The organism is Streptomyces sp. NPDC085937 (genome assembly GCF_044540535.1).
In the GTDB taxonomy this organism is placed as follows: domain Bacteria; phylum Actinomycetota; class Actinomycetes; order Streptomycetales; family Streptomycetaceae; genus Streptomyces.
Genome location: NZ_JBITSH010000004.1, coordinates 395,728 through 416,390, shown reverse-complemented (window position 1 = coordinate 416,390; position 20,663 = coordinate 395,728). Strand labels below are relative to the sequence as shown.

Annotated in this window: 17 protein-coding genes and 1 pseudogene; 8 read left to right on the top strand and 10 right to left on the bottom strand. The window is 72.2% G+C overall.

Annotation, left to right across the window (positions count from 1 at the left end; translation table 11 throughout):
* Positions 1–47: 47 nt before the first annotated feature.
* Positions 48–860, bottom strand: coding sequence for a DeoR/GlpR family DNA-binding transcription regulator (locus tag ACIF8S_RS12005; protein ID WP_215210329.1), 813 nt, complete (start codon positions 858–860; stop codon positions 48–50).
* A 300-nt stretch (positions 861–1,160) separates the two neighbouring features.
* Between ACIF8S_RS12005 and ACIF8S_RS12000 the strand changes: the two genes are divergently transcribed.
* The 6 genes from ACIF8S_RS12000 to ACIF8S_RS11975 all read left to right on the top strand — a co-directional run bounded on the left by ACIF8S_RS12000 (position 1,161) and on the right by ACIF8S_RS11975 (position 7,192).
* Entirely contained in the window at positions 1,161–2,417 is a 1,257-nt protein-coding gene (locus ACIF8S_RS12000; protein ID WP_399999032.1) for an extracellular solute-binding protein, read from the top strand.
* 33 nt (positions 2,418–2,450) lie between these two features.
* Positions 2,451–3,386 carry a carbohydrate ABC transporter permease gene (locus tag ACIF8S_RS11995; protein WP_399998879.1) on the top strand — a complete coding sequence of 312 codons (936 nt, stop codon included), beginning with the start codon at positions 2,451–2,453 and terminating at the stop codon, positions 3,384–3,386.
* Positions 3,386–4,285, top strand: a complete 900-nt coding sequence (locus tag ACIF8S_RS11990; RefSeq protein ID WP_399998877.1) for a carbohydrate ABC transporter permease — start codon at positions 3,386–3,388, stop codon at positions 4,283–4,285. Before ACIF8S_RS11995 ends, ACIF8S_RS11990 begins: the two co-directional genes overlap by 1 nt.
* 53 nt (positions 4,286–4,338) lie before the next feature.
* Positions 4,339–5,283 (top strand): SIS domain-containing protein, encoded by a 945-nt coding sequence (locus tag ACIF8S_RS11985; RefSeq protein WP_399998875.1) that lies wholly within the window; start codon positions 4,339–4,341, stop codon positions 5,281–5,283.
* A 150-nt stretch (positions 5,284–5,433) separates the two neighbouring features.
* Complete coding sequence (locus tag ACIF8S_RS11980) at positions 5,434–6,369, top strand: 1-phosphofructokinase family hexose kinase (protein ID WP_399998874.1); 936 nt, start codon at positions 5,434–5,436, stop codon at positions 6,367–6,369.
* Positions 6,350–7,192: a ketose-bisphosphate aldolase gene (locus ACIF8S_RS11975; RefSeq protein ID WP_399998873.1), complete on the top strand. Its 843-nt coding sequence runs from the start codon at positions 6,350–6,352 to the stop codon at positions 7,190–7,192. Before ACIF8S_RS11980 ends, ACIF8S_RS11975 begins: the two co-directional genes overlap by 20 nt.
* A 10-nt stretch (positions 7,193–7,202) precedes the next feature.
* Here the strand turns inward: ACIF8S_RS11975 and ACIF8S_RS11970 are convergent, their stop codons facing one another.
* Complete coding sequence (locus ACIF8S_RS11970; RefSeq protein ID WP_399998872.1) at positions 7,203–7,571, bottom strand: hypothetical protein; 369 nt, start codon at positions 7,569–7,571, stop codon at positions 7,203–7,205.
* 407 nt (positions 7,572–7,978) lie between these two features.
* On the opposite strand from ACIF8S_RS11970, the gene ACIF8S_RS11965 reads away from it, so the two are divergent.
* Complete coding sequence (locus tag ACIF8S_RS11965) at positions 7,979–9,220, top strand: MFS transporter (RefSeq protein ID WP_399998871.1); 1,242 nt, start codon at positions 7,979–7,981, stop codon at positions 9,218–9,220.
* A gap of 109 nt (positions 9,221–9,329) precedes the next feature.
* Here the strand turns inward: ACIF8S_RS11965 and ACIF8S_RS11960 are convergent.
* Both ACIF8S_RS11960 and ACIF8S_RS11955 read right to left on the bottom strand, forming a co-directional pair.
* Positions 9,330–9,780, bottom strand: a pseudogene (locus tag ACIF8S_RS11960) (DUF6891 domain-containing protein); the annotation flags it as partial.
* Positions 9,781–10,410: 630 nt separating this feature from the next.
* Positions 10,411–12,549, bottom strand: coding sequence for an MMPL family transporter (locus ACIF8S_RS11955; protein ID WP_399998870.1), 2,139 nt, complete (start codon positions 12,547–12,549; stop codon positions 10,411–10,413).
* Between the two features lie 160 nt (positions 12,550–12,709).
* Here ACIF8S_RS11955 and ACIF8S_RS11950 point away from each other — a divergent pair, with 160 nt between their 5' ends.
* On the top strand, positions 12,710–13,123 hold the full coding sequence (locus ACIF8S_RS11950; protein ID WP_399998869.1) for a MarR family winged helix-turn-helix transcriptional regulator: 414 nt from the start codon (positions 12,710–12,712) through the stop codon (positions 13,121–13,123).
* A 223-nt stretch (positions 13,124–13,346) separates the two neighbouring features.
* Here the strand turns inward: ACIF8S_RS11950 and ACIF8S_RS11945 are convergent, their stop codons facing one another.
* The 6 genes from ACIF8S_RS11945 to ACIF8S_RS11920 all read right to left on the bottom strand — a co-directional run bounded on the left by ACIF8S_RS11945 (position 13,347) and on the right by ACIF8S_RS11920 (position 20,559).
* A complete protein-coding gene (locus ACIF8S_RS11945; protein ID WP_399998868.1) occupies positions 13,347–14,717 on the bottom strand; it encodes a cytochrome P450 in 1,371 nt (456 codons plus the stop codon).
* Positions 14,714–15,799 carry an epi-isozizaene synthase gene (cyc1, locus tag ACIF8S_RS11940; protein ID WP_399999030.1) on the bottom strand — a complete coding sequence of 362 codons (1,086 nt, stop codon included), beginning with the start codon at positions 15,797–15,799 and terminating at the stop codon, positions 14,714–14,716. The genes ACIF8S_RS11945 and cyc1 overlap by 4 nt, the downstream gene beginning before the upstream one ends.
* Positions 15,800–16,017: 218 nt before the next feature.
* Positions 16,018–16,668 (bottom strand): peptide deformylase, encoded by a 651-nt coding sequence (def, locus tag ACIF8S_RS11935; RefSeq protein ID WP_349798339.1) that lies wholly within the window; start codon positions 16,666–16,668, stop codon positions 16,018–16,020.
* Positions 16,669–16,789: 121 nt separating this feature from the next.
* Positions 16,790–17,770: a tetratricopeptide repeat protein gene (locus ACIF8S_RS11930; protein WP_399999028.1), complete on the bottom strand. Its 981-nt coding sequence runs from the start codon at positions 17,768–17,770 to the stop codon at positions 16,790–16,792.
* Positions 17,771–17,926: 156 nt separating this feature from the next.
* Positions 17,927–19,174, bottom strand: coding sequence for an HD-GYP domain-containing protein (locus tag ACIF8S_RS11925; RefSeq protein ID WP_399998867.1), 1,248 nt, complete (start codon positions 19,172–19,174; stop codon positions 17,927–17,929).
* On the bottom strand, positions 19,171–20,559 hold the full coding sequence (locus ACIF8S_RS11920) for an HD-GYP domain-containing protein (RefSeq protein ID WP_399998865.1): 1,389 nt from the start codon (positions 20,557–20,559) through the stop codon (positions 19,171–19,173). Before ACIF8S_RS11920 ends, ACIF8S_RS11925 begins: the two co-directional genes overlap by 4 nt.
* Positions 20,560–20,663: the final 104 nt, after the last annotated feature.

Genomic DNA, 20,663 nt, shown 5'->3' with positions numbered 1-20,663 from the left:
CGCGCCGACGGTCCGCCGCACCTCGTGGCGGCCGTCGGTGCGGCGGTTCAGACGGCGTGGACCTTGATGCCCGCCTCGGTGAGCCGGGCCGCCGTCTCGGAGGGCAGCCCGGCGTCGGTCACCAGCACGTCGACGCGGTCCAGCCCGCAGATCCGTGCGAAGGCGCGCCGCCCCATCTTCGAGGAGTCGGTGACCACGATGACGCGGCGGGCCCGCTCGGCGAACAGCCGGCTGACGCTGGCCTCGTCCTCCTGGTGGGTCATCAGCCCCAGCTGCGGGTCCACGCCGTCGACTCCGAGGACGGCGACGTCGAGGACGACCTCGTTCAGCACTCCCACGGTGAGAGGTCCGACGAGCTCGTACGTCTGCGGGCGGGCCACTCCGCCGGTGACGACGATCTTCACCTGGGGGCGGACCGCGAGCTCGCCGGCGATGTTGAGCGCGTTGGTGACGACCGTGAACGCGGGCGCCGACGTCTCGGCCGGTTCGCGCCGCCCCCGCCCTTCACGGCTGCCGCCCGCGCGCAGGGCGAGGGCCCGGGCCACCTCGGTCGTGGTGGTGCCGCCGTTCAGGCCCACCACGTCCCCGTCGGCGATCATCCCGGCGACGGCGGTGGCGATGCGCTGTTTCTCGGGAGCGTGCCGGGAGGACTTGTAGCGCAGGGGCAGCTCGTAGGAGACGCCGTGCGCGATGGCTCCGCCACGGGTGCGGACGAGCATCTGCTGTTCCGCGAGCTCGTCGAGGTCGCGGCGGATCGTGGCGGGCGAGACGTCGAGTGCGGCGGCCGCGTCGTCGACTTCGATCCTGCCCTCGCCGGCCAGCAGTTCCAGCAGTTTGCTCCACCGATCGTGCTTGGACATGTGTCGGACTCCCTCGGCCTCGGTACTGCGCTCCGCACACGGTAAGGGACGCCGCAGGCAGCGGGGCCCCAGGGACCACCGTGCGTGATGCTGCTCGGAACATCGTCACTCCTCGCATCGACAAGCAGCCAGTTCGCCCGTTTTCGCAACGGTCGGGTAACGACGTATGGACCTGACCTGCGGTTCGCCTGAATACTGCCCGACACGACAGATGTTCATTACTGCTCGGAAAGCTTATCGATTGAGCATGTTCACGCATTGCTTGTGGAGACAAGGCGGTAGACGGCAGTGAAGAAGAGAATGCTCGTCCTCTCGGCGGCCTGTGCGGCCGGTGCCCTGGTGCTGACCGCGTGCGGGGGCGGCGGCAGCGGGGAGTCCGCGGACGGAGCGGTGACCCTGAAGCTGGTCGCCGCCGACTACGGCGACAAGGCGTCCAACAGCTCCACGGTCTACTGGGAGGACGTGGCCGAGCGTTTCGAGGCCGCCCACCCGAAGATCAAGATCGATGTGCAGGTCGTCAACTGGAACGACATCGACGCGCAGGTCAAGACGATGATCCAGAGCGGCAACCTGCCGGACGTCCTGCAGACCGGCGGCTACGCCGACAAGGTCGCCGACGACCTCCTGTACAAGGCCGAGGACGTGCTGTCCCCGGCCACCCGCGACAACCTGATCGACTCCTTCGCCGAGGCGGGCGAGGTGGACGGCGTGCAGTACGGCATACCGTTCGTGTCCTCCGCCCGTGCCCTGTTCTACAACAAGAAGCTCTTCGCCGACGCCGGCATCACCGAGGCGCCGAAGAGCTGGGCGGACGTCAGGTCGGCCGCCGAGCGCATCAAGAAGAAGAACCCCGACGTGGTCCCGTACGCGCTGCCGCTCGGTCCGGAGGAGGCGCAGGGCGAGAGCCTCATCTGGGAGCTCGGCAACGGCGGCGGTTACACCGGCGCCGACGGCACGTACACCCTGGACAGCGAGGCCAACGTCGAGACCTTCGAGTGGCTGCGCGACAACCTCGTGAAGCCCGGACTCACCTACAGCAGTCCCGCCGCCACCGACCGGAAGACGGCCTTCGCCGACTTCGCCGCGGGCAAGGCGGGCATGCTCAACGGCCATCCGTCGCTGATCCAGATGTCCAAGGACGGCGACGTCGACTACGGCGTCGCGCCGATTCCCGGCAAGGACGGCGCCCTCGACTCCACCCTGGGCGTGGCCGACTGGGTGATGGCGTTCAAGGACCGCGGTCACCAGGAGGAGATCAAGACGTTTCTCGACTTCGCGTACTCCAAGGAGAACACGCTGAAGTTCGACGAGATGTACAACCTGATGCCCGTCACCCAGGACACGCTGAGCGAGATGACCTCCAGCGGCAAGCACAAGGACCTCGAGCCGTTCTTCGAGCTGCTGCCGAAGGCGTCCTTCTACCCCCTCGGCGACACCACCTGGGACGCCGTCTCCGCCGAGATCAAGAAGAGCGGTGGCACGGCCGTCGGGGACGACCCGGCCAAGGTGCTCGGCGACCTGCAGAAGAAGGCCGAACAGGCCCTCGCGAACCAGTAGATCCGCAGGCACCGACACACGGAAGGCACCCCCGTGTCCAGCAATGTCACCTCCGGCGGCTCCAGGCCGCCCCGCACGGGCCGGAGCGGCGCCCGCCGCTCCGGCCTCGGCCGGCTCGGACCGCTGCCCTGGATCGGGCCCGCCGTCCTGCTCATCGTGGTCGTCGTGCTGTGGCCCGTCTACGAGATGGTCCGCACCTCTTTCCTGAAGATCAGCGTCAGCGGCTTCGTCCGGGGCTGGGCCGGCCTGGACAAGTACCGGCAGCTGTTCGACGAGCCGGGCCTCGGCTCCGTCGTCACCGCCACCGTGGTGTGGACCGTCGGCGTGGTCGCGCTGACCATGGTGATCTCCCTGGCCCTGGCCCAGCTGTTCAACCAGCGGTTCCCCGGCCGCCGTCTGACCCGGTGGGCGCTCATCGCCCCGTGGGCGGCGTCCGTGCTGATGACCGCCATCGGCTTCAAGTGGATGCTGGACCGGACCGCCGGTGTGCTGAACACCGTGATGACCGACCTCGGCGTCATCGACTCCCCCAAGGACTGGCTGGGCGACCCGTCGACCGCCTGGCCCTGGATGATGTTCGTGGCGGTCTTCGTCTCCCTGCCCTTCACCACCTACACCCTCCTCGCGGGACTGCAGACCGTGCCCGACGAGGTGTACGAGGCCGCCCGCGTCGACGGCGCCGGTGTGTGGCAGACCTACGTCCGCGTCACCCTTCCCCTGCTGCGCCCGGCGTTCCTGGTCGGCGTCGTCATCAACCTGATCAACGTCTTCAACTCGTTCCCCGTCATCTGGGGCATGACCCGGGGCGGCCCGGACAGCGACACGGCGACCACCACCGTGTTCATGTACCAGCTCAAGAGTTCCGACATCGGGGAGTCCGCGGCCATGTCCGTCGTCAACTTCGCCCTGGTCGTCGTGATGGTGGCGGCCTTCCTGAAGGTCAGCCGCTGGAACCAGGAGGAGGCGTGATGGCCCAGCAGACGATCCCGGCCCCCCTCACGAAGACCGCGCCGGCGGAAGTGAAGGACCGCCGGCCGGCCCGCCCCCGGCGCGCGCTCCGGCCCCGTACGGTGCTCGTCGCCGCCGTCGCCTGGCTGATCGCCGTCGTGTTCCTGCTGCCGTACCTGCAGATGGTGATCACCGCGCTGCGCCCGGCCGGTGAACTGCGCGACGCCACCTACCTGCCCGACCAGTTCGCCTGGTCGAACTTCGTCGACGTCTGGCGGGAGTCGAACCTCGGCAGCAACCTCCGCGTCACCCTCCTCGTGGCCGGCGGCTCCACCCTGCTGGTCCTGCTCGTCGCGATCCCGGCCGCGTACTACACGGCCCGGGTCAAGTACCGCGGGCGCAAGGTGTTCCTGCTGCTGGTGCTGGTCACCCAGATGTTTCAGCCGACCTCGCTGCTGGTGGGCCTCTACCGCGAGTTCTACCAACTGGGCATGCTCAACTCGGTGTGGACCCTGGTGCTGTGCAACGCCGCGTTCAACCTGGCGTTCGCGATCTGGATCCTCACCGCCTATTTCTCCGCCATACCCGTGCAGTTGGAGGAGGCAGCGATGATCGACGGGCTCGGCCGGGGCGGTGCGCTGCTCCGGGTGACGCTGCCGCTGGCCATGCCCGGCGTCGTCACCGCGGTCATCTTCACCTTCATCGCCGCGTGGAACGAGTTCGTCATGGGCCTGACCCTGTCCACCGTCCCGGAGAGCCAGCCGCTGACGGTCGGCATCAACAGCTTCATCGGCAACTACACCGTCCAGTGGAACTACCTGTTCGCCGCGTCCGTGATCGCGATCGTGCCCGTCGTGGTGCTCTTCGCCTTCATCGAACGCCATGTGGTGTCCGGGCTCACCGCCGGCTCGGTGAAGTAGACGGCCCGCCGCGCCGCATCCCCCACCCCCCGTCCCCGAAGGAGCACATCGCCTTGTCCACTTCCTCCCGCACCTCGGCCGAGATCGCCTCCCAGCCCGCCGTGTGGCGCCAGGCCGCCGCGTCCCTGCCGCGCCAGGCCTGGGCCCTGCCGAGGCGGGGCGAGCGCGTCGCCGTCGTCGGCTGCGGCACCTCCTGGTTCATGGCCCAGTCGTACGCGATCCTGCGTGAGACGGGCGGCCACGGCGAGACGGACGCCTTCGCCGCCTCGGAGTTCCCCGTCGGCCGGCAGTACGACCGGGTCCTCGCCATCACCCGGTCGGGCACCACCACCGAGGTGCTCGACCTGCTGCGCCGGGTCAAGGGCACCGTGGCGACCGGCGCGATCACCGCCGACCCGGAAACCCCGGTCATGCAGGCGGCCGACGCCGTCGCCGTGCTGGACTTCGCCGACGAGGAGTCGGTCGTCCAGACCCGGTTCGCCACCGCCAACCTGGCGCTGCTGCGCGCCCATCTGGAGACGGAGGGTGCGCTGCCCGCCGGTGTCCTGCCGCTGGACGCCGCGATACGGGACGCCGAACGGGCCGTGTACGAGCGCCTCGACGCGGCCGTCGTCGGTGCCGAGCAGTTCACGTTCCTCGGCACCGGCTGGACGTGCGGGCTGGCGCTGGAGGCCGCGTTGAAGATGCGGGAGGCGGCGGGCGCGTGGACGGAGGCCTACCCGGCGATGGAGTACCGTCACGGGCCGATCAGCATCACCGGTCCGGGACGGGTGACATGGGCGTTCGGCCGGCTTCCGGAAGGGCTGGACGACGACGTGGCCCGGGTGGGCGGCACCCTGGTGGCCGACTCCACGGGTACGGCCGGGAGCCTGGACCCGCTGGCCGACCTGATCCGCGCCCAGCGGCTCGCCGTGGCGTGCGCCGAGGCTCGTGGCTGCGACCCCGACCGGCCCCGCAACCTCACGCGGTCCGTCGTCCTCCAGGACGGTCATGCCTGAGTCGGCGGCCGGGCGCGTGGCGGGCGGTGCCGGGGAGCGGGCGGGCGGTGCCGGGGAGCGGGCGGGCGGGCTTCCGGCCGCCGATACCCGGGCGGAGGGTCAGGCGCCCGGGCTGCCGGCCGCCCGTACGCCGACGGGGGGCCGTCACCCGTGATCCTCACCGTCACCCTGAACGCCGCCCTCGACGTCACCTACGGGGTCGACAGCCTGCGCCCGCGCACCTCGCACCGCGTGGGCGCCGCCCACCGACGGGCCGGGGGCAAGGGCGTCAACGTGGCCCGGGTCCTCGCCGCCCTGGGGCACGACGTCACCGTCACCGGGCTGGCCGGCGGCCCCACCGGAGCCCTGCTCCGGGAGGACCTGCGCGCCGTGGCGGGGTTGCGTGACGAACTCGTCCCCGTGGCGGGCGAGTCGCGGCAGACCGTCACCGTCGTGTCCGGCGACGACGGCGACGCCACCGTGTTCAACGAGCATGGGCCGGAGGTGAGTTCGCGGGAGTGGGGGGCCTTCGCCGACCGTTTCGCGGTGCTGGCGCGGGAGGCGTCGGTGGTCACGCTCTGCGGCAGCCTGCCGCCGGGGCTGCCGTCCGACGCGTACGCCCGCCTGGTGCGCACCGCCGCCGGGGCGGGGGCGCTCACCGTGCTGGACACGAGCGGTCCTCCGCTCCTCGACGCGTTGGGTGCCGGTCCCGACGTCGTCAAACCCAATGCCGCCGAACTCGCGGCCGCCACCGGCTGCGAGGACGCCGGAGAGGGGGCGGCGCGGCTGCGTGCCCTCGGCGCCCGCTCCGTCGTGGTGTCGTCGGGCCCCGACGGCCTCCTCGCCGACACCCCTGACGGCCGACTGCGCGCCGCCCCGCCCGAACGGCTGGCCGGCAACCCCACCGGGGCGGGCGACGCCTGTGTCGCCGCGCTCGCGGCGGGGCTCGCCGGCGGCGCGGGCTGGCCGGCCGTCCTGCGTGAGGCCGTGGCCCTGTCGGCCGCCGCCGTCGCCTGCCCCATGGCCGGTGACGTCGACGCGTCCGCCCACCGACGTTTCCGTACCGCCGTGATCGTGGAGGAACTCCATGCCCCTCAGTCCCACTGACGACATCGTCGGCCCCGCCTCCCGCGCCGGCGTCGGTGTCGGGGCGTTCAACGTGGTGCAGCTGGAGCACGCCGAGGCCATCGTGAGCGGCGCCGAGGCCGCCGGGCGGCCCGTGATCCTCCAGATCAGCGAGAACACCGCCCGCTACCACGGTGCGCTCGCGCCGGTGGGCCTCGCGACCCTCGCCGTCGCGCGGGCGGCGCTCATACCCGTCGCCGTGCACCTCGACCACGCGGAGTCCGTCGACCTGGTGCGCGAGGCCGTACGGCTCGGCTTCTCCTCCGTCATGTTCGACGCCTCCCGGCTCCCCTACGGGGAGAACCTGAAGGCGACCCGGGAGATCACCGAGTACTGCCACGCGCGGGGCGTGTGGGTGGAGGCGGAGCTCGGCGAGGTCGGCGGCAAGGACGGTGCGCACGCCCCGGGGGTGCGCACCGATCCGGTGGAGGCACGGGACTTCGTCGCCGCCACCGGGGTCGACGCCCTGGCGGTGGCGGTGGGCAGCTCCCACGCCATGACCACCAGGGACGCGGTGCTGGACTTCGCGCTCATCACCGCCCTGCGCGACACCGTGGGCGTGCCGCTGGTGCTGCACGGCTCGTCCGGGGTGGCCGACGCGGAGCTCGCCCGGGCCGTGGAGGCGGGCATGACGAAGGTCAACGTCTCCACCCACCTGAACAAGGAGTTCACCCGGGCCGCCCGTACCTACCTGCACGCCCACCCGTCGGCCGTCGACCCCCGCAGGTACCTCGGCCCGGCCCGGGACGCGGTGGCGGGCGCGGTGACACACCTGCTGAAGGTGCTGCACTGCGGGTACGAATGAGGTTCGGCGGTCAGAGACCGGCACAGAGGGAGCGCGCTTCCGCCAGGTTCTCCTTCACGTCGGCATCGACGCCGAAGACCTGCTGATAGCGGTTGCGGGACCGGGTGAGCGTCTCCGCGAGCGGGCCGTAGGCGGAGTCGCCCGCGGCGGCGGCCGTCGCCAGATCGACGGCACCCGCGAAGCGGTACAGCGCCTGCTCGCCCTGCTTCCCCTTGGCGAGGATCTCGGACTCGTCCAGGCCGGCGAGGGCGGCGCAGGCGCCGTGGGCGTCACTGTCCGCGCCCGCGTTCCGCTGAGGCGTGCTGTCGCCGCCGGTCAGTGCCCAGGCCGCGGCCACACCGGCGCCGCCCACCAGCAGACCGACGAGGAGCGCGGCCACCAGCGGCCCTCGGCCACGGGCCGTGGCGGGAGGGGTGGACGGCGGGGCGGGCACCTGGGGCGGCTGCGGTGACTGAGGCGGTTGCGATGACTGCGGTGGCTGCATGTACGCGACATCAATGGGACGTCGGTCCCCCTGGTGACGCGGGCCGTGTGCGTGGGGCAGGGCGATCAGTGGCATATGTCGCCTGGAGTGCCTTTGATCATGACGTTGTGGGCTCGCCCGGTTGGAGCGCCCCTCGGGGCATCTGGCAGGCTGGTCCTGCGGCAACCACGCACGGACGACGAGGACCGGCGCCGGACCGCCCCCACCGACCAGGCACCGCTGCCACCGGACGTACACCGGTGACGCGGTGCCGAGCGGTGTGTGCCCACCCCCGGCCCCACTTCGGAAGGCTCTTCCCTGCCATGCCCTTGGCTTTGTTCGCCCTGGCCGTCGTCGCGTTCGGCATCGGCACGACCGAGTTCGTCACGATGGGCCTCCTCCCGCAGATCGCCGACGGTGTGGCGGTGTCCGTGCCGGACGCGGGCAACGTTGTCTCCGCCTACGCCCTGGGCGTGGTCGTCGGAGCGCCGCTGCTGACCGCGATGGGTGCCCGGGTGCCGCACAAGCGGCTGCTGCTGATGCTCACGGGCCTGTTCGTCGTCGGCAACGTGGCCTCCGCGCTCGCCCCGAACTACGGGCTGCTGTTCGCCGCGCGCATCCTGGCGGGCCTCCCCCACGGTGCGCTGTTCGGCGTCGGCGCCGTCGTCGCCTCGAAGCTGGTCGCGCCCGACCGGGCCGCCCGCGCGGTGTCGATGATGTTCCTCGGTCTGACGGTCGCCAACATCGTCGGTGTCCCCGCCGGGACGGCGCTCGGGCAGCAGCTCGGCTGGCGCTGGGCGTACGCGGCGGTCGCCGTCATCGGCGTGCTGGCGCTGGCCGCCCTGGTACGGCTCGTGCCCCACCAGCCGCGCGGCGAGCAGGCCGGCGTCCTGCACGAGCTGCGCGCGATGAAGAACAAGCAGGTGCTGCTCGGCATCGTCACGGCGGTCGTCGGCTTCGGCGGCTACTTCGCCATGTACAGCTACCTCGTGCCGATGCTGACCCACCTGACCGGCATCTCGGACTCCTCGACCACCTTGGTGCTCGCGCTGTTCGGCGTCGGCATGACGCTCGGCACCCTCGTCGCCGGCCCGCTCACCGACCGGGCGCTGCGCCCGACCCTCTACGGCGGTTTCGCGCTGCTGGCGGCGGCGCTCGTGACGCTGCACTTCGTCATCGGTCACCTGGTGCCCGCGCTGATCGTCATCACGGTGACCGGTGGCCTGAGTGCGCTGATCACCACGCCGGTGCAGATGCTGCTCATGACGAAGGCGCACGAGGCGCCGACGATGGCGGCCGCGTCCAACCACTCCGCCTTCAACCTGGCGAACGCGGGCGGTGCCTGGCTGGGCGGCCTGGTCATCGCGGCCGGCTGGGGCTGGTCCTCCCCCACCCTGGTCGGCGCCGCCCTGGCCCTGGTGGGTCTCGCCCTCGCCGCGACCGGCGGCTACCTCGACCGGGGCTCCCGCGCCTCGAAGGTCGTCCTCGCGTCCCCGGCCCCCGACACCCACCGCGCGCCCGGGAAGACGCCGACGGGGGTCTGCCCCCAGGACCCGTCGGCCTGACCCACCGACCGGTGACTCACCGCCCCCGGGCCGGCCCCCGGCCGCCCGGGGGTGCGTTGTTTCCCCCACCGGCCCGCCCCGAGCCGGGAAGCAGGGCGGCCGTCGCCTGGCCGACCAGGCGGCGCCGCCGGTCCAGGGGGGTGACGGTGACGGCGTGTCCGGGGTCCTGGTCCCAAACGGTGCGGAGGCCCACCGCTTCGAGGGCGGCCACGACCTCGTGGCCCACGGCCACCGTGGTCTCGGGTGAGCCGTCGAAGCAGCCGTACAGCAGGGTCAGTCCGTGGCCGGCCGCGGCGCAGTCCGTGCACTGGGTGTGGAAGTGGACGCAGCCTCGGGCGTCGGGCTCTCCCGCGCCGCCGACCTCGGTGTCGCCGAAGTCGCGGCAGCAGGCCAAGTCCTCGCGGGCCGTGATGCCGGCGTCCCGCAGGACCGTGAACGCCCGGGTCAGCCTCTCGGGGTCCGTCTCGCCCCGTGGCCTGCTCCGCGACCCGCTCCAGCCGCAGACGGTCGGCCTGCGCCTGCGCCTGCTCGCGTGAGACGGGCCGGCGGTCCGTCAGCACCACGATCTCGAGCATGCGCGGACTCCGGCACACCCCACCGACAACCGGCCCCGTGCCTGTCCCGAAGCTCTGGACTTGCTCAAAAGGCGCTTGGGGTGTGGTGCCCGCGGGGCATCGTGCGAGCAGCCGATGAGCGGCATCCGCGGAGGGGGACAGTCATGGTGGTGGTGCTTCTGCTGGCCGGAGGGTTCATCGTGGTGATCGCCTCCTTGATCGTCTGGTCCGTGCTCCGGACGTTGTCCGGTGTCGGACCCCGTCCGGGTCCGCAACCGGCCGCGCGTGGGCCGCGTCGCGTCGCAGGCACCGCCTGGACGGGCGCGCACGGCTCGCACGGCTCGGCGTCGGCGCACGGCGCGGGCGGCAGCGATCCTCAGCCCGGCTGGTGGGACGGCGGTTCGGGCGCGAGCTCCTCGAGCGGATGCTCGGGGGACACGTCGTCGTCCTCGTGCGGCAGCGGCTCCTCCTGCGGGAGTTCGTCGTCGTCCTGTGGCGGCAGCTCGTCCTCGTCCTGCGGCAGTTCTTGGTGACCCGGGGTCGAGGCGCCCGGCGCGCCTTCGCCGCGAGCACGTCATCACCGCGGAGGGGCGGGCAGTCGTACGGCTGCCCGCCCCTCCCCCGTCCGTCGAGCCGTCAGCCGCGACCGGCCGCCGGCGTCTCCCTGCCGTCCGCGTGGTCCTTGCCGTCGTCGCGGGACAGCACGCCGGGCCACCATGCCTTGGTGCCGATGTCGATCACCAGCGCGGGCACCAGGAGCGAGCGGACCACGAGGGTGTCCAGCAGCACTCCGAAGGCGACGATGAAGGCGATCTGCACCAGGAAGGCCAGCGGAATGACCATCAGCGCGGCGAAGGTCGCCGCGAGGACCACGCCGGCCGAGGTGATGACGCCGCCGGTCGTGGTCAGTCCGCGCAGCACGCCCTGCCGGGTGCCGTGTGTCAGGGCCTCCTCGCGGACCCGGGACATCAGGAAGATGTTGTAGTCGACGCCCAGGGCCACCAGGAACACGAAGCCGTACAGCGGGACCGACGCGTCGGTGCCGCTGAAGCCGAAGAGGTGCTCGAAGACCAGCGCGGAGATGCCGAGGGTGGCCAGGAAGTTGAGGCCCACGGTCGCCACCAGCAGCACGGGCACCAGCACGGACCGCAGCAGCAGCGCGAGGATCAGCAGGATCACGACGAGGATGATCGGGACGATCAGGGTGCGGTCGTCGGAGGCGGTCTGCTGGGTGTCGACCTGCTGGGCGGTGTAGCCGCCGACGAGCGCGTCGGCCCCGGAAATCTCGTGCAGGTTGTCGCGCAGCCGCTGGACTGTCTTCTTCGCGGCGTCGCTGTCGGCGGCGGCCTCCAGCGTGGCGTCGACGCGCGCCCGTCCGTCGACGACGAGGGGCTCTCCGCCGCCCGGCCGTCCGGAGGCGGACACCGGGTCGGCGGAGGCGACGCCCTCGGTCCTGCGGGCGGCGGCCGTCACCTCGTCGAGGCGGTCGGCGTCGGCGATGACGACGGCCGGGTTGCCCGACCCGCCGGGGAAGTGCTCACCGAGCGTCTGCTGGGCGGCGACCGACGGCGCGTCGTTCACGAAGATCTCGTCGAGCGGGGTGCCCTTGGCGGACAGCGACGGCGAGAAGGCCGCGAAGACGGCGAGGACCAGCGCGGTCAGCGCCCACACGCGGCGCGGCTTGCGGTCGACGGTCGCGGCGACACGGCGCCACACCTTGTGCCCCTCGACGGAGGCGTCCGACTCCTTGGGCTTGGCGGGCCAGTACGCGCTGCGGCCCAGCAGGGCGAGGGCGGCCGGCAGGAAGGTGAGCGCCGAGACCACGGCGCACACGATGCCGATGGCGCCGACCGGACCGAGGGCGCGGTTGTTGGTGAGGTCGCTGGCGAGCAGCGTCAGCAGACCGAGGGCCACGGTGGCCGCGCTGGCGGTGATGGCGCCGAACGACCTGCGGACGGCGGCCAGGGCGGCCGTGAACCGATCGCCGTGCACGGCGAGTTCCTCACGGAAGCGGGCGGCCAGCAGCAGGGCGTAGTCGGTGGCCGCGCCGATGACGAGGATGGACAGGATGCCCTGCACCTGGCCGTCGACCCGCACCACGTCGTGGTCGGCCAGGACGTAGACGACCGCGCAGGCGAGGCCGAGCGCGAAGACGGAACCGAGGATGATGACGAAGGGCAGCAGGACACTGCGGTAGACCAGCAGGAGGATCACCAGTACGGCGGCGAGTGCCACGCCGAGCAGCAGTCCGTCGATGCCGGCGAACGCGTCCGACAGGTCGACCTGACTGGCCGCGGGGCCCGCCACCTGGGCTTTCGTGCCGGAAACGCGTTCCGCGGCGTCGCGTACCTCGTCGACCACGTCCGCCAGGCCGTCGCCGAGGTCGGTCTTGAGCTGCACGACCGCCTGCAGCGCCTCTCCGTCCTGCGAGGGGAAGGCCGGTGACGGTGTTCCGACGACGCCGGGCTTGCCGGCGAGTGCGGCGACCGCGCGGGTGGCGTCGGTGCGCTGGGCGTCGGTGACTCGGTCTCCGTCCGCCGTCCCGTCCACCGTCCACACGACGATCGCCGGGAGCGTCGCCTGCTGGTCGAACGCCTCACGCTCGTCGAGCACCCGTGTGGACTCGGCGCTCTGCGGCAGGAAGGAGGCCTGGTCGTTGGTGGCCACCTCGCCGAGCTTGCCCGCGTACGGGCCGAGCATCCCGCCCACGCCGAGCCAGACGATCAACAGAGCGAGCGGGACGAGCCAGCGGGCCCGGCGTGGTGCGGTTGTCATGTGAGTTCCTACTGACGCGAGAGGTTATGTCAATGGTCGATTATCTCAATGATCGAGTGATCCTATACTGGCCGCTATGAGCGGCTCCGAAACCCCCGCGTCTCCTCCGCCCGAGGAGTGCCCGACAGGGCTGCAGTCATTCGCGGTGCAACTGCGTCGAATGACCGCCGAGTTCAACCGCATCGTCCAGGAGTTCGCGCAGGAGCACGGTCTGCACCACACGGACATGCAGGCCCTGATCGCGATCCTCGACGCCGGCGGGCCGGACGAGCCCATGACGCCGGGTCGCCTGCGCAAGCAGCTCAACCTCACCTCCGGTGCGATGACAGCATGCCTGGACCGGCTGGAGCGGGCGGGTCACATCCGGCGTGTCCGGGCGGTGGACGACCGTCGCGTGGTGCACCTGGAGTACGCGGAGCGCGCCAAGGGGCTGGCCCGGGAGTACTTCCAGCCGCTCGCGCGGAGCACCGACGCGGCCCGTGAGCGCTTCACGAGCGACGAGCTGCGCGTGGTCATCCGGTTCCTCGGCGAGCTGAACCAGGAGCTGACGCTGCTGCGCCGACACGCGGGCTGACACACCGGGCGGGGGGGGGGGGGGGGGGGGGGCGCGCCCCCCCCCCCCCCCCCCCCCCGCCCCGCCCCCCCCCCCCCCCCCCCCCCCCCCCGCCCCCGCGCCGCCGCCCCGCCCGCCGCCCCCCCCCCCCCCCGGGGGCGGGGGGGGGGCCGCCCCCCCCCCCCCCCCGCCGGGGGGGGGGGGGGCGCCGGGCCCCCCCCCCCCCCCCCCGCCGCTCGGCCGGTCAGCGGGGCAGCGCCCGCAGCATCAGCCGGCGTGGCCGCAGGGTGATCCCGATGCGCGGCCGGGCGTCGGACCCGGACGCGTGCTCGAAGCGGTAGGCGGTGGCCACCACCGCGGTGATGAGCGTGAGCTCCGCCATCGAGAAGTGGTCGCTCGGGCACTTGCGGTTGCCCACGCTGAACGGGCTCATCGCGAACTTGGGCACCTCCTTCGACCGCCCCGGGAGCCAGCGGTCGGGGTCGAAGTCCTCGTTCCGCTCGTACGAGCGCCGGTCGCGCTGGACGGCGAACGGGCTGTAGATCAGGTCCGCGCCCTTCGGGATGCGGTAACCGCCGAGTTCCGTGTCGGCCACCGCGCGGCGGGTCAATATCCATACGGCCGGATACAGCCGCAGGGTCTCCGTGACGACATTCGCGGTGTACGTCAGCTTACGCACGTCCTCGAATGCGACCGGCCGGTCACCGACGACCGATTTCACCTCGTCGCGGATCTTGTCGCCGAGTTCCGGGTGCTCGGTGAGAACCAGGAGCAGCGACATGACCGTGGATCCGACGGTTTCGGCGCCGGGGGTCAGGATGGCGATGACCTGATCGTGGATCTCCTGTTCCCCGATGGGGTCGCCATTGTCGTCCTTCGCGTCCAGCAAAGCCGTCAGCAAATCGTCCGGTTTTTGACCGCTTGCCCGTCGGTCGGCGATGATCTCGTCCACCAGGACATGCAAATCGGCCAGCGCCCGGTTGAATTCCCGATTGGACGGGAGGGGCACCTTGTAGAGCGGCCCGAGCGGCACCACCATGCGCTGGTACATGCCGCTGAACAGGGTGGCCAGGTCCGTGCATATGCGATCGGCCCGGTCGTCCATGTAGCTCCCGCGCATGAGGCAGCGGGCGGTGACGCGCACCGCCGCGCGGAAGGACTCCGCCGTGATGTCCAGCGGCTTGCCGGCGCGCCAGCGCTCCACCAGCGCGTAGGCCTCCTCGGCCATGATCGGGCCGTAGGCGGGGATCGCGTCGAGCCGGAACGCGGGCTGGATGGTGCGCCGCTGGCGCCGGTGCAGCGGTCCGTTGGCGGTGGCCACGCCCTCCTTGCCGAGCAGGCTCTCCAGCGACTCCCACAGGGGCCCGGCGATGATGTAGTCCGGGCTGAGGGCCACGGCGCCGGTGAGGGCGGGGGTCGTGACGGCGTACACGGTCTTGGGTCCGAGCTTCAGCCGGACGACGTCGCCGTGGTCGCGCAGCTGCGAGAGGAAGGCCAACGGGTCGCGCACCAGCCGCCAGCCGTGGCCGAGGAGCGGGACGGTGCCGCCGGCCACGGGCGGCTCGCGCAGTTCGGTCGTCGGGGCGTTCGGGGTTCCTACCGACTCGACGGTCATTTCTCACCTTCCGTTGCGTTGTTGACGTACGGGGGCGTGGACCGGTCGTCCCAGCTGTCGACCCGGTACCGGCCGGACTCGTGGTGGAACCAGTAGACGGAACTGAACCAGTTCCGCATGTTGCCGACGCAGGCGCGCACGGCGGCGCTCGTCTCCTTTCCGCCCACCGTCCCGTCGTCGAGACGGTCGGCGAACCGTAATGCCTCCTTCTCGGCGTCCAGGAAATCGTTGACGCATTCCTCCACTCGGCGCCTCACATCGGCGATCGCCTCTTCGAGCGTCATTCCCTCGTGGGTGACGAGACTGATGCCGAGATTGTGCACCTCATTGCCTGCAATTTCCTTGGGCAACGAACAGAGGTCGTTGTACCAGGCGGCGAATTCCTGACTGAGCAGGGCCGCTTTCCGGTACGCCTGGTTCTTCCGCACCTCGTCCGGCAGTTCGCATCCCGCGCTCGGTTCCAGGAGGTCGGTCCAGATCCAGTGCGCGAAGGTGAGGCGGCGCAGTTCCAGGTATTCCTCGACGGTCGGGACGATCCCTTCCGTACGGTTGTGGAATTCCCGGTCGTACGCCTCGATGACGGTGTGGAAGTGGCGCGCGAAGCGGGCGTTCCAGCCGCCCGGCAGAAAGGCGTACAGCCGCTGCACGCTGTCGGCGAGCCCCGCGACCACGGGGTCCTCGTGACCGAGGTGGTCACCGGGACGGTCGAGGGCGTTGTGCAGCAGGTCCTTCAGGCGCCGCCAGGAGTCGGGGCGGCCGTGCACGATGTCGCGGTCGTGACGGTCGTCCCAGACGAAGAACCAGGCGCTGTAGTCCGCTATCGCCTGCAGGACCTCGTCGGGCGCGCCTAGGTAGTAGCCCGCCATGAGGTCCGTGTAGCACAGGCCATCGGCATATTCCTCCACCTTCTCCGGGGTCATCAGCTGCTTTTCGAGCAGCCATGCCCGGGTCGCCCTCTGGAGCTTGGGCCAATACGGGTGGAGTTGCCGGGGAAACGCCGCCTCGATCACCGGAAGAGACAGCGCCGGTGGAACTGCGATGGTGGTCGGTGTCGATGTGGTGCCGTGTGACAAAGCATGCACGAACAATCCCCTCTCAGCCGCCAGTTGAGCGCCCGCCCCCCGAGCCGGGCGCACGCCGTGCGTATCCCCGCACCTCCATTCAGCACCACAAGTGACCGTTGTGGGAACGGATTTGCTTCTTTCACTACCTTTGGTTGCGCACAGACGAACGGCGCCCGTCCGGGATGTACCGGATCGGGCGCCGTGCGCGCGGGGTGGAGCGGGCCGTGATACGGCCGTCAGTCGTTGGCGACCACGGGGTAGCGCGGCTCGTTCTCGGCCATCTGCTTGAGCGCGGCCTTGCGCTCCCGCTTCGACAGCCGGTCGATGTAGAGGTAGCCGTAGAGGTGGTCCGTCTCGTGCTGCAGGCAGCGGGCGAAGTAGCCCGTGCCGCGCACCCGGACCGGGTTGCCCTTCTCGTCCTGGCCGGTCACCTCGGCGTAGTCCGGACGGGCCAGCGGCGCGTACGCGGTCGGCACGGACAGGCAGCCCTCGCTGCTGTCGTCCAGCCGGCGCCGCTCGGCGGGCAGTTCGACCAGCTTGGGGTTGCAGACCACGCCGACGTGACGCACGCCCTCGTCGTCCGGGCAGTCGTACACGAAGACCTTGAGGTCGACACCGATCTGGTTCGCGGCCAGGCCCACGCCCTCGGCGGTGCGCTGGCTGGCGAACATGTCGGCGACCAGCTGCTGGAACTCCTCACCGAAGTCCGTGACGTCCTGGCACTCCTTGTGCAGCACCGGGTTGCCGACCACGGTGATCGGGCGGGAGGTGCCGCGCTCCCGCCAGGCCGCCTCGCGCTCCTCGCAGTCCTCCGTGTCGATGACGTAGCCCTCGTCGTCGACGGGGAGCACGCCCGCGTGCTGCTGATCGGTGTCCTGCTGAGCCATGACCGACGTGTGCCTTCCTGAGAAAACCGGAGGTGATGTGACAAGGGTAAGCGGCAGCGCCCCGTGAGGGGCGCGGGGAACTGCGCGATCAACCACGACGAGCCGGCACCCGGCGACGGTGCTAGCAAACCTCTTCGAGATCCCGCCAGTCCCGGGAATCAGGACTGTCCGCGACCCACCCGTCCAGCAACCCCCGCACCAGAGCCGCAGGCGCGGCAATGCCGCATTCCCTCTCCGGCACCCACAACTGCCCGTCGGTGCGGTGCCCGAGCGGTCCGGGATGCCCCGGCTCACTGTGGTCGTGCGGATCGAGGTGCTCGCCGTCCCCCTCGTCGGACGGCATCCGCGACTCCGAGCACATGCGGCACAGCAGCCGCACCGACGACGACCAGTCCTCCGCCGCGAACCCGGCGTCGGAGGCGAGCTGTTCCAGCGCGTCCCGGTCGGCCTCGGACGCCGCCTCCAGCAGCACGACCCAGGTGGGCACCGGCGAGGGCGCCCACAACTCGATCTCGTCGAACACCGGATAGGTGTGCCCGGCGGCGGTGCTCCGCTCGCCGTGCGGCACCCCGTCGTGCAGGACGACCTCGCCCCAGCGGCGCCCGGAGGACGGCAGCGGGATGGACAGCACCTCCATGCGGGCCGGGTCGAGCCGCCGCCCCCACACCACCTCGGCCTCCCCCTCCGGGGACAGCCTGACGGCCGCGCTGCCCAGGTCCATGCCGAGGGGCTCGCCGGAGCCGGTGGCGGAGCCGGGCACCTTGAGGCCGTACGCCTGCCAGGCCCGGCGGGCCAGCGGCCAGTCCTGCAGGGCCGTGGCGGCGATGCCCACGTTCCACCAGTCCGGCGCACCGGTGTCCCGGTCGAGCAGGGCCACGGCACGCAGTCCCGCCGCACGCGCCTGCTCCCAGTCGTGCCGGAACTTGTGCAGCAGCGCGAGGTTGAACCAGGACTCCGACAGCCAGGGCTCCAGATCGGCGGCCCGGGTCAGCAACGCGCCCGCGTCCTCGTACCGGCCGTCGCCGATGAGCGTGAACGCGCGGTCCGTGGCCTGCCGCCAGGAGGCGGAGGGCCGGTGACGTCCCTTGCCGAAGATCCTCACGATTCCCGCCTGCCAGTTCCGTTCGGTGGGCCGGCCGCAGCGGTCGGCGCCCCCGGACACCCTCTCCTTCGCATCCAACCACGTACGGCCGCGACGCCGCTCATTACCCATGGGTTACCCAGCATGGCAGGCCGCCAGACCGTCTCGCCACGTCCCTCACCACGACCGGTCGACCTGCTCACGCGCCCCCTCCGTGTTCCGGGACAGCACCCTCGCCAGGGCCTCCACGACCTCCGGCGCGTACTCCCCGGCGGCCTTGAGCCGCAGTTCCTCCAGAGCGGTCAGCGGCCCCCCGGGGCCTCCTTCCCGGGACTTCTCGTCGTACGCGTTCACCACCCGGACGATCCGGGCGGCCGGCGGCTGTTCGTGGTGCGGGTCGGCCTGGCGTTCCACGATCACGGCGACCCGGGGATCCACACCGGTCTGGCGCACCACCGCGCCGCCGAGGAGCGCGATCCGCCGCTGCTCGGTGACCGGCAGCCCGGCGGTGGCGCCCGCGGGGACCGGGTCCACGAGGCTGAGCTGCCCGATGTCGTGCATCAGCGCTGCGTACTCCAGCACGGTCAGCTCCGGTTCGGTCAGGCCCAGGTCCCGGCCCACCGCCTGACTGAGCGCGGCGACCCGGCGGGAGTGGCCGTGCGGGGTGTACCCGGCGATCTCGGTGGCCCGCGCGAGGGAGGCGATGGTCTGCCGGTAGGTGGCCCGCACCGCGGTGTACCGCCGGTGCGACAGCTGCGCGAGCAGCAGCGGCACGGAGAACACCGGCAGTGCCCACAGCCCCACGACCGCCACCCCCAGCGCCATCACGGCGCCCGTGGCGACGACGGCGGCGCCGATCCCGGGCACGGCCCGCAGTTCGTCGCGCAGCAGCGGCGGGAAGGGCCAGCCGGTGCGGGAGTGGGACAGCGCGGCGGCGAGCACGGCGTCGCACAGCGCGGTCAGCGACAGCAGGACGAGCAGCAGCAGCGCGTGCGACGGCCCGCTGAAGTCGTCGAAGGCGCCGCGGGCGTGCAGCGGCTGGAAGCACACGGCGACGAAGCCGACGGTCAGCACCCGCCGGGTCACCGGGTCCAGGGCGGGCCCGTCGCCGCGCCCCACGTGCGGGACGCTGCCGAGCAGCGACGCGGCGAGCACCACGGTGACGACCTGGGCGGCGCCGTGGTGGGTGCCGTGCCCCGCGGTCTCACCGAGCAGCGCGTACGCCAGTGAGCCGGCGGCGGCGAGCGGCGCGGCCTCCCGGATGCCCCGGCCGCCCCGCCGGGTGAGCTCGCCGACGGCGACCAGCGTGCCGAAGGCCAGGGCCGTGCCGCGGTCCTCGATGCCGTCGTGCAGCGTCATCCCCAGCGACCCGGCGGCGAGGACGGCGGCGCACAGGTGCACCACGGTGTGCAGCCGGGGCCTCACCGGCGCGCCCCGGGGCGGCCGGTGGCCGGTGCGGCGGGCCCGGGGACGGCCGCCGGCCGGGGTTCGTCGGCGGTCACCGCCGGGTGCCAGCCGGCACGGCCGATCGCGCGGACCAGAGCCCGCACCATCCGCGGGTCGAAGTGGGTCCCGGCGCACCGCTGGAGCTCCTCCAGCGCCACCGGCACCGGGCGCGCCCGGCTGTAGCTGCGGGTGGAGGTCATGGCGTCGAAGGCGTCGGCGACGGCGACCACCCGGGCCGACTCGGGGATCTGACCGCCCGTAAGTCCGTAGGGGTAGCCGGTGCCGTCGATCCGCTCGTGGTGGTGCAGCACCGCCGCGCGGGCCTCGCCGAGGAAGGAGATGCCGCGCACCATCTCGTGCCCGTACTCGGGGTGCAGTTCGATCACCCGCCGTTCCTCGGGGGTGAGCGGGCCGTTCTTGGTGAGCAGCCGGGTGGGTACGCCGAGTTTGCCGACGTCGTGCAGGATGCCGGCGAACCTCAGCGTCTCGACGCGGTCGTCGTCCATGCCGAGTTCCCGCGCGATCAGCATGGAGGCCCGGCCGACGCGTTCGCTGTGGCCGCGTGTGTAGCCGTCCTTGATGTCGACGGCCTGCACCAGTGCGCGGATCGTGGCCTGGTGGGCGGCGCGCTCCCGGTGGTACTGGGCGAACGCCCACCACGAGACGCCCATCGGCAGCATCACCAGCAGCGCCGCCACCGGGCCGTACGGGCTGCGCCACAGCAGGGCCATCATCAGTCCGGCGAGGCCGTGCACGGTGAGCGGCGCGAGGGAGCCGAGGAACAGCCGCGACCAGGCGGCCGGGGCGGCGGCGGCCCGGCCGCGCGGGAGTCCTCCGGGAGCCGGCGCGAGGACGCCGCCGTCGAGCAGGGTGAGGACGAGGCAGAACGCGAGCACGGCGGCGCCCGCCGTCGCGAGGGCGCCGGGCATGTCGCAGTGCGCGACCGCGTCCCGGCCCCCGGTCTTGAGGTGGACCAGACTCGCGGCCCAGACGGCGACCACCAGCCGGCCGGTGCGCCAGAGCCGGCGGGCGAGGCGGGGGCGGTGCTCGACGGGGAGCAGCAGCGCGCCGGGGAGCGCGACCAGGGCCGCGGCGGTCGGCGGCAGCAGGAAGGCCCCGGCGAGGAGCACGGGGTGGAAGGTGCCGCCGGGGTGCGGGCCGGCGACGAGCCGGGACCGGGCGAGTCGCTCGCAGCCGGCGTACAGGGCGGCGAGCAGGACGACCGGCCACCAGGGGAAGCGCGGGTCGGGCAGGTACGACAGCACCCCCGGCCGGGGCAGGCCCGGCAGGGGGAGCAGACAGAGGAGGCCCAGAAGGGTGACGCAGACGAGATACACCCGGGCCCGCGCCGGTAACGCCTCCATGAGCCCCTCCCCCGACCGCGCCGCGCGCGATGTGCCGCCTGCCAGGCTCGGAGCCTAGGCGGGACGGGGGTGCCGCCGCGGGCGGACCGCCCGCGGATTAGCAC

Coding starts and splice junctions, on each gene's coding strand:
- ACIF8S_RS11950 (WP_399998869.1), top strand. CDS start 12,710: ATGACCGCCGAGTTCAACCGCATCGTCCAGGAGTTCGCGCAGGAGCAC.
- ACIF8S_RS11920 (WP_399998865.1), bottom strand. CDS start 20,559: ATGGAGGCGTTACCGGCGCGGGCCCGGGTGTATCTCGTCTGCGTCACC.
- ACIF8S_RS11965 (WP_399998871.1), top strand. CDS start 7,979: ATGCCCTTGGCTTTGTTCGCCCTGGCCGTCGTCGCGTTCGGCATCGGC.
- ACIF8S_RS12005 (WP_215210329.1), bottom strand. CDS start 860: ATGTCCAAGCACGATCGGTGGAGCAAACTGCTGGAACTGCTGGCCGGC.
- ACIF8S_RS11945 (WP_399998868.1), bottom strand. CDS start 14,717: ATGACCGTCGAGTCGGTAGGAACCCCGAACGCCCCGACGACCGAACTG.
- def (WP_349798339.1), bottom strand. CDS start 16,668: ATGGCTCAGCAGGACACCGATCAGCAGCACGCGGGCGTGCTCCCCGTC.
- ACIF8S_RS11990 (WP_399998877.1), top strand. CDS start 3,386: ATGGCCCAGCAGACGATCCCGGCCCCCCTCACGAAGACCGCGCCGGCG.
- ACIF8S_RS11955 (WP_399998870.1), bottom strand. CDS start 12,549: ATGACAACCGCACCACGCCGGGCCCGCTGGCTCGTCCCGCTCGCTCTG.
- ACIF8S_RS12000 (WP_399999032.1), top strand. CDS start 1,161: ATGCTCGTCCTCTCGGCGGCCTGTGCGGCCGGTGCCCTGGTGCTGACC.
- ACIF8S_RS11975 (WP_399998873.1), top strand. CDS start 6,350: ATGCCCCTCAGTCCCACTGACGACATCGTCGGCCCCGCCTCCCGCGCC.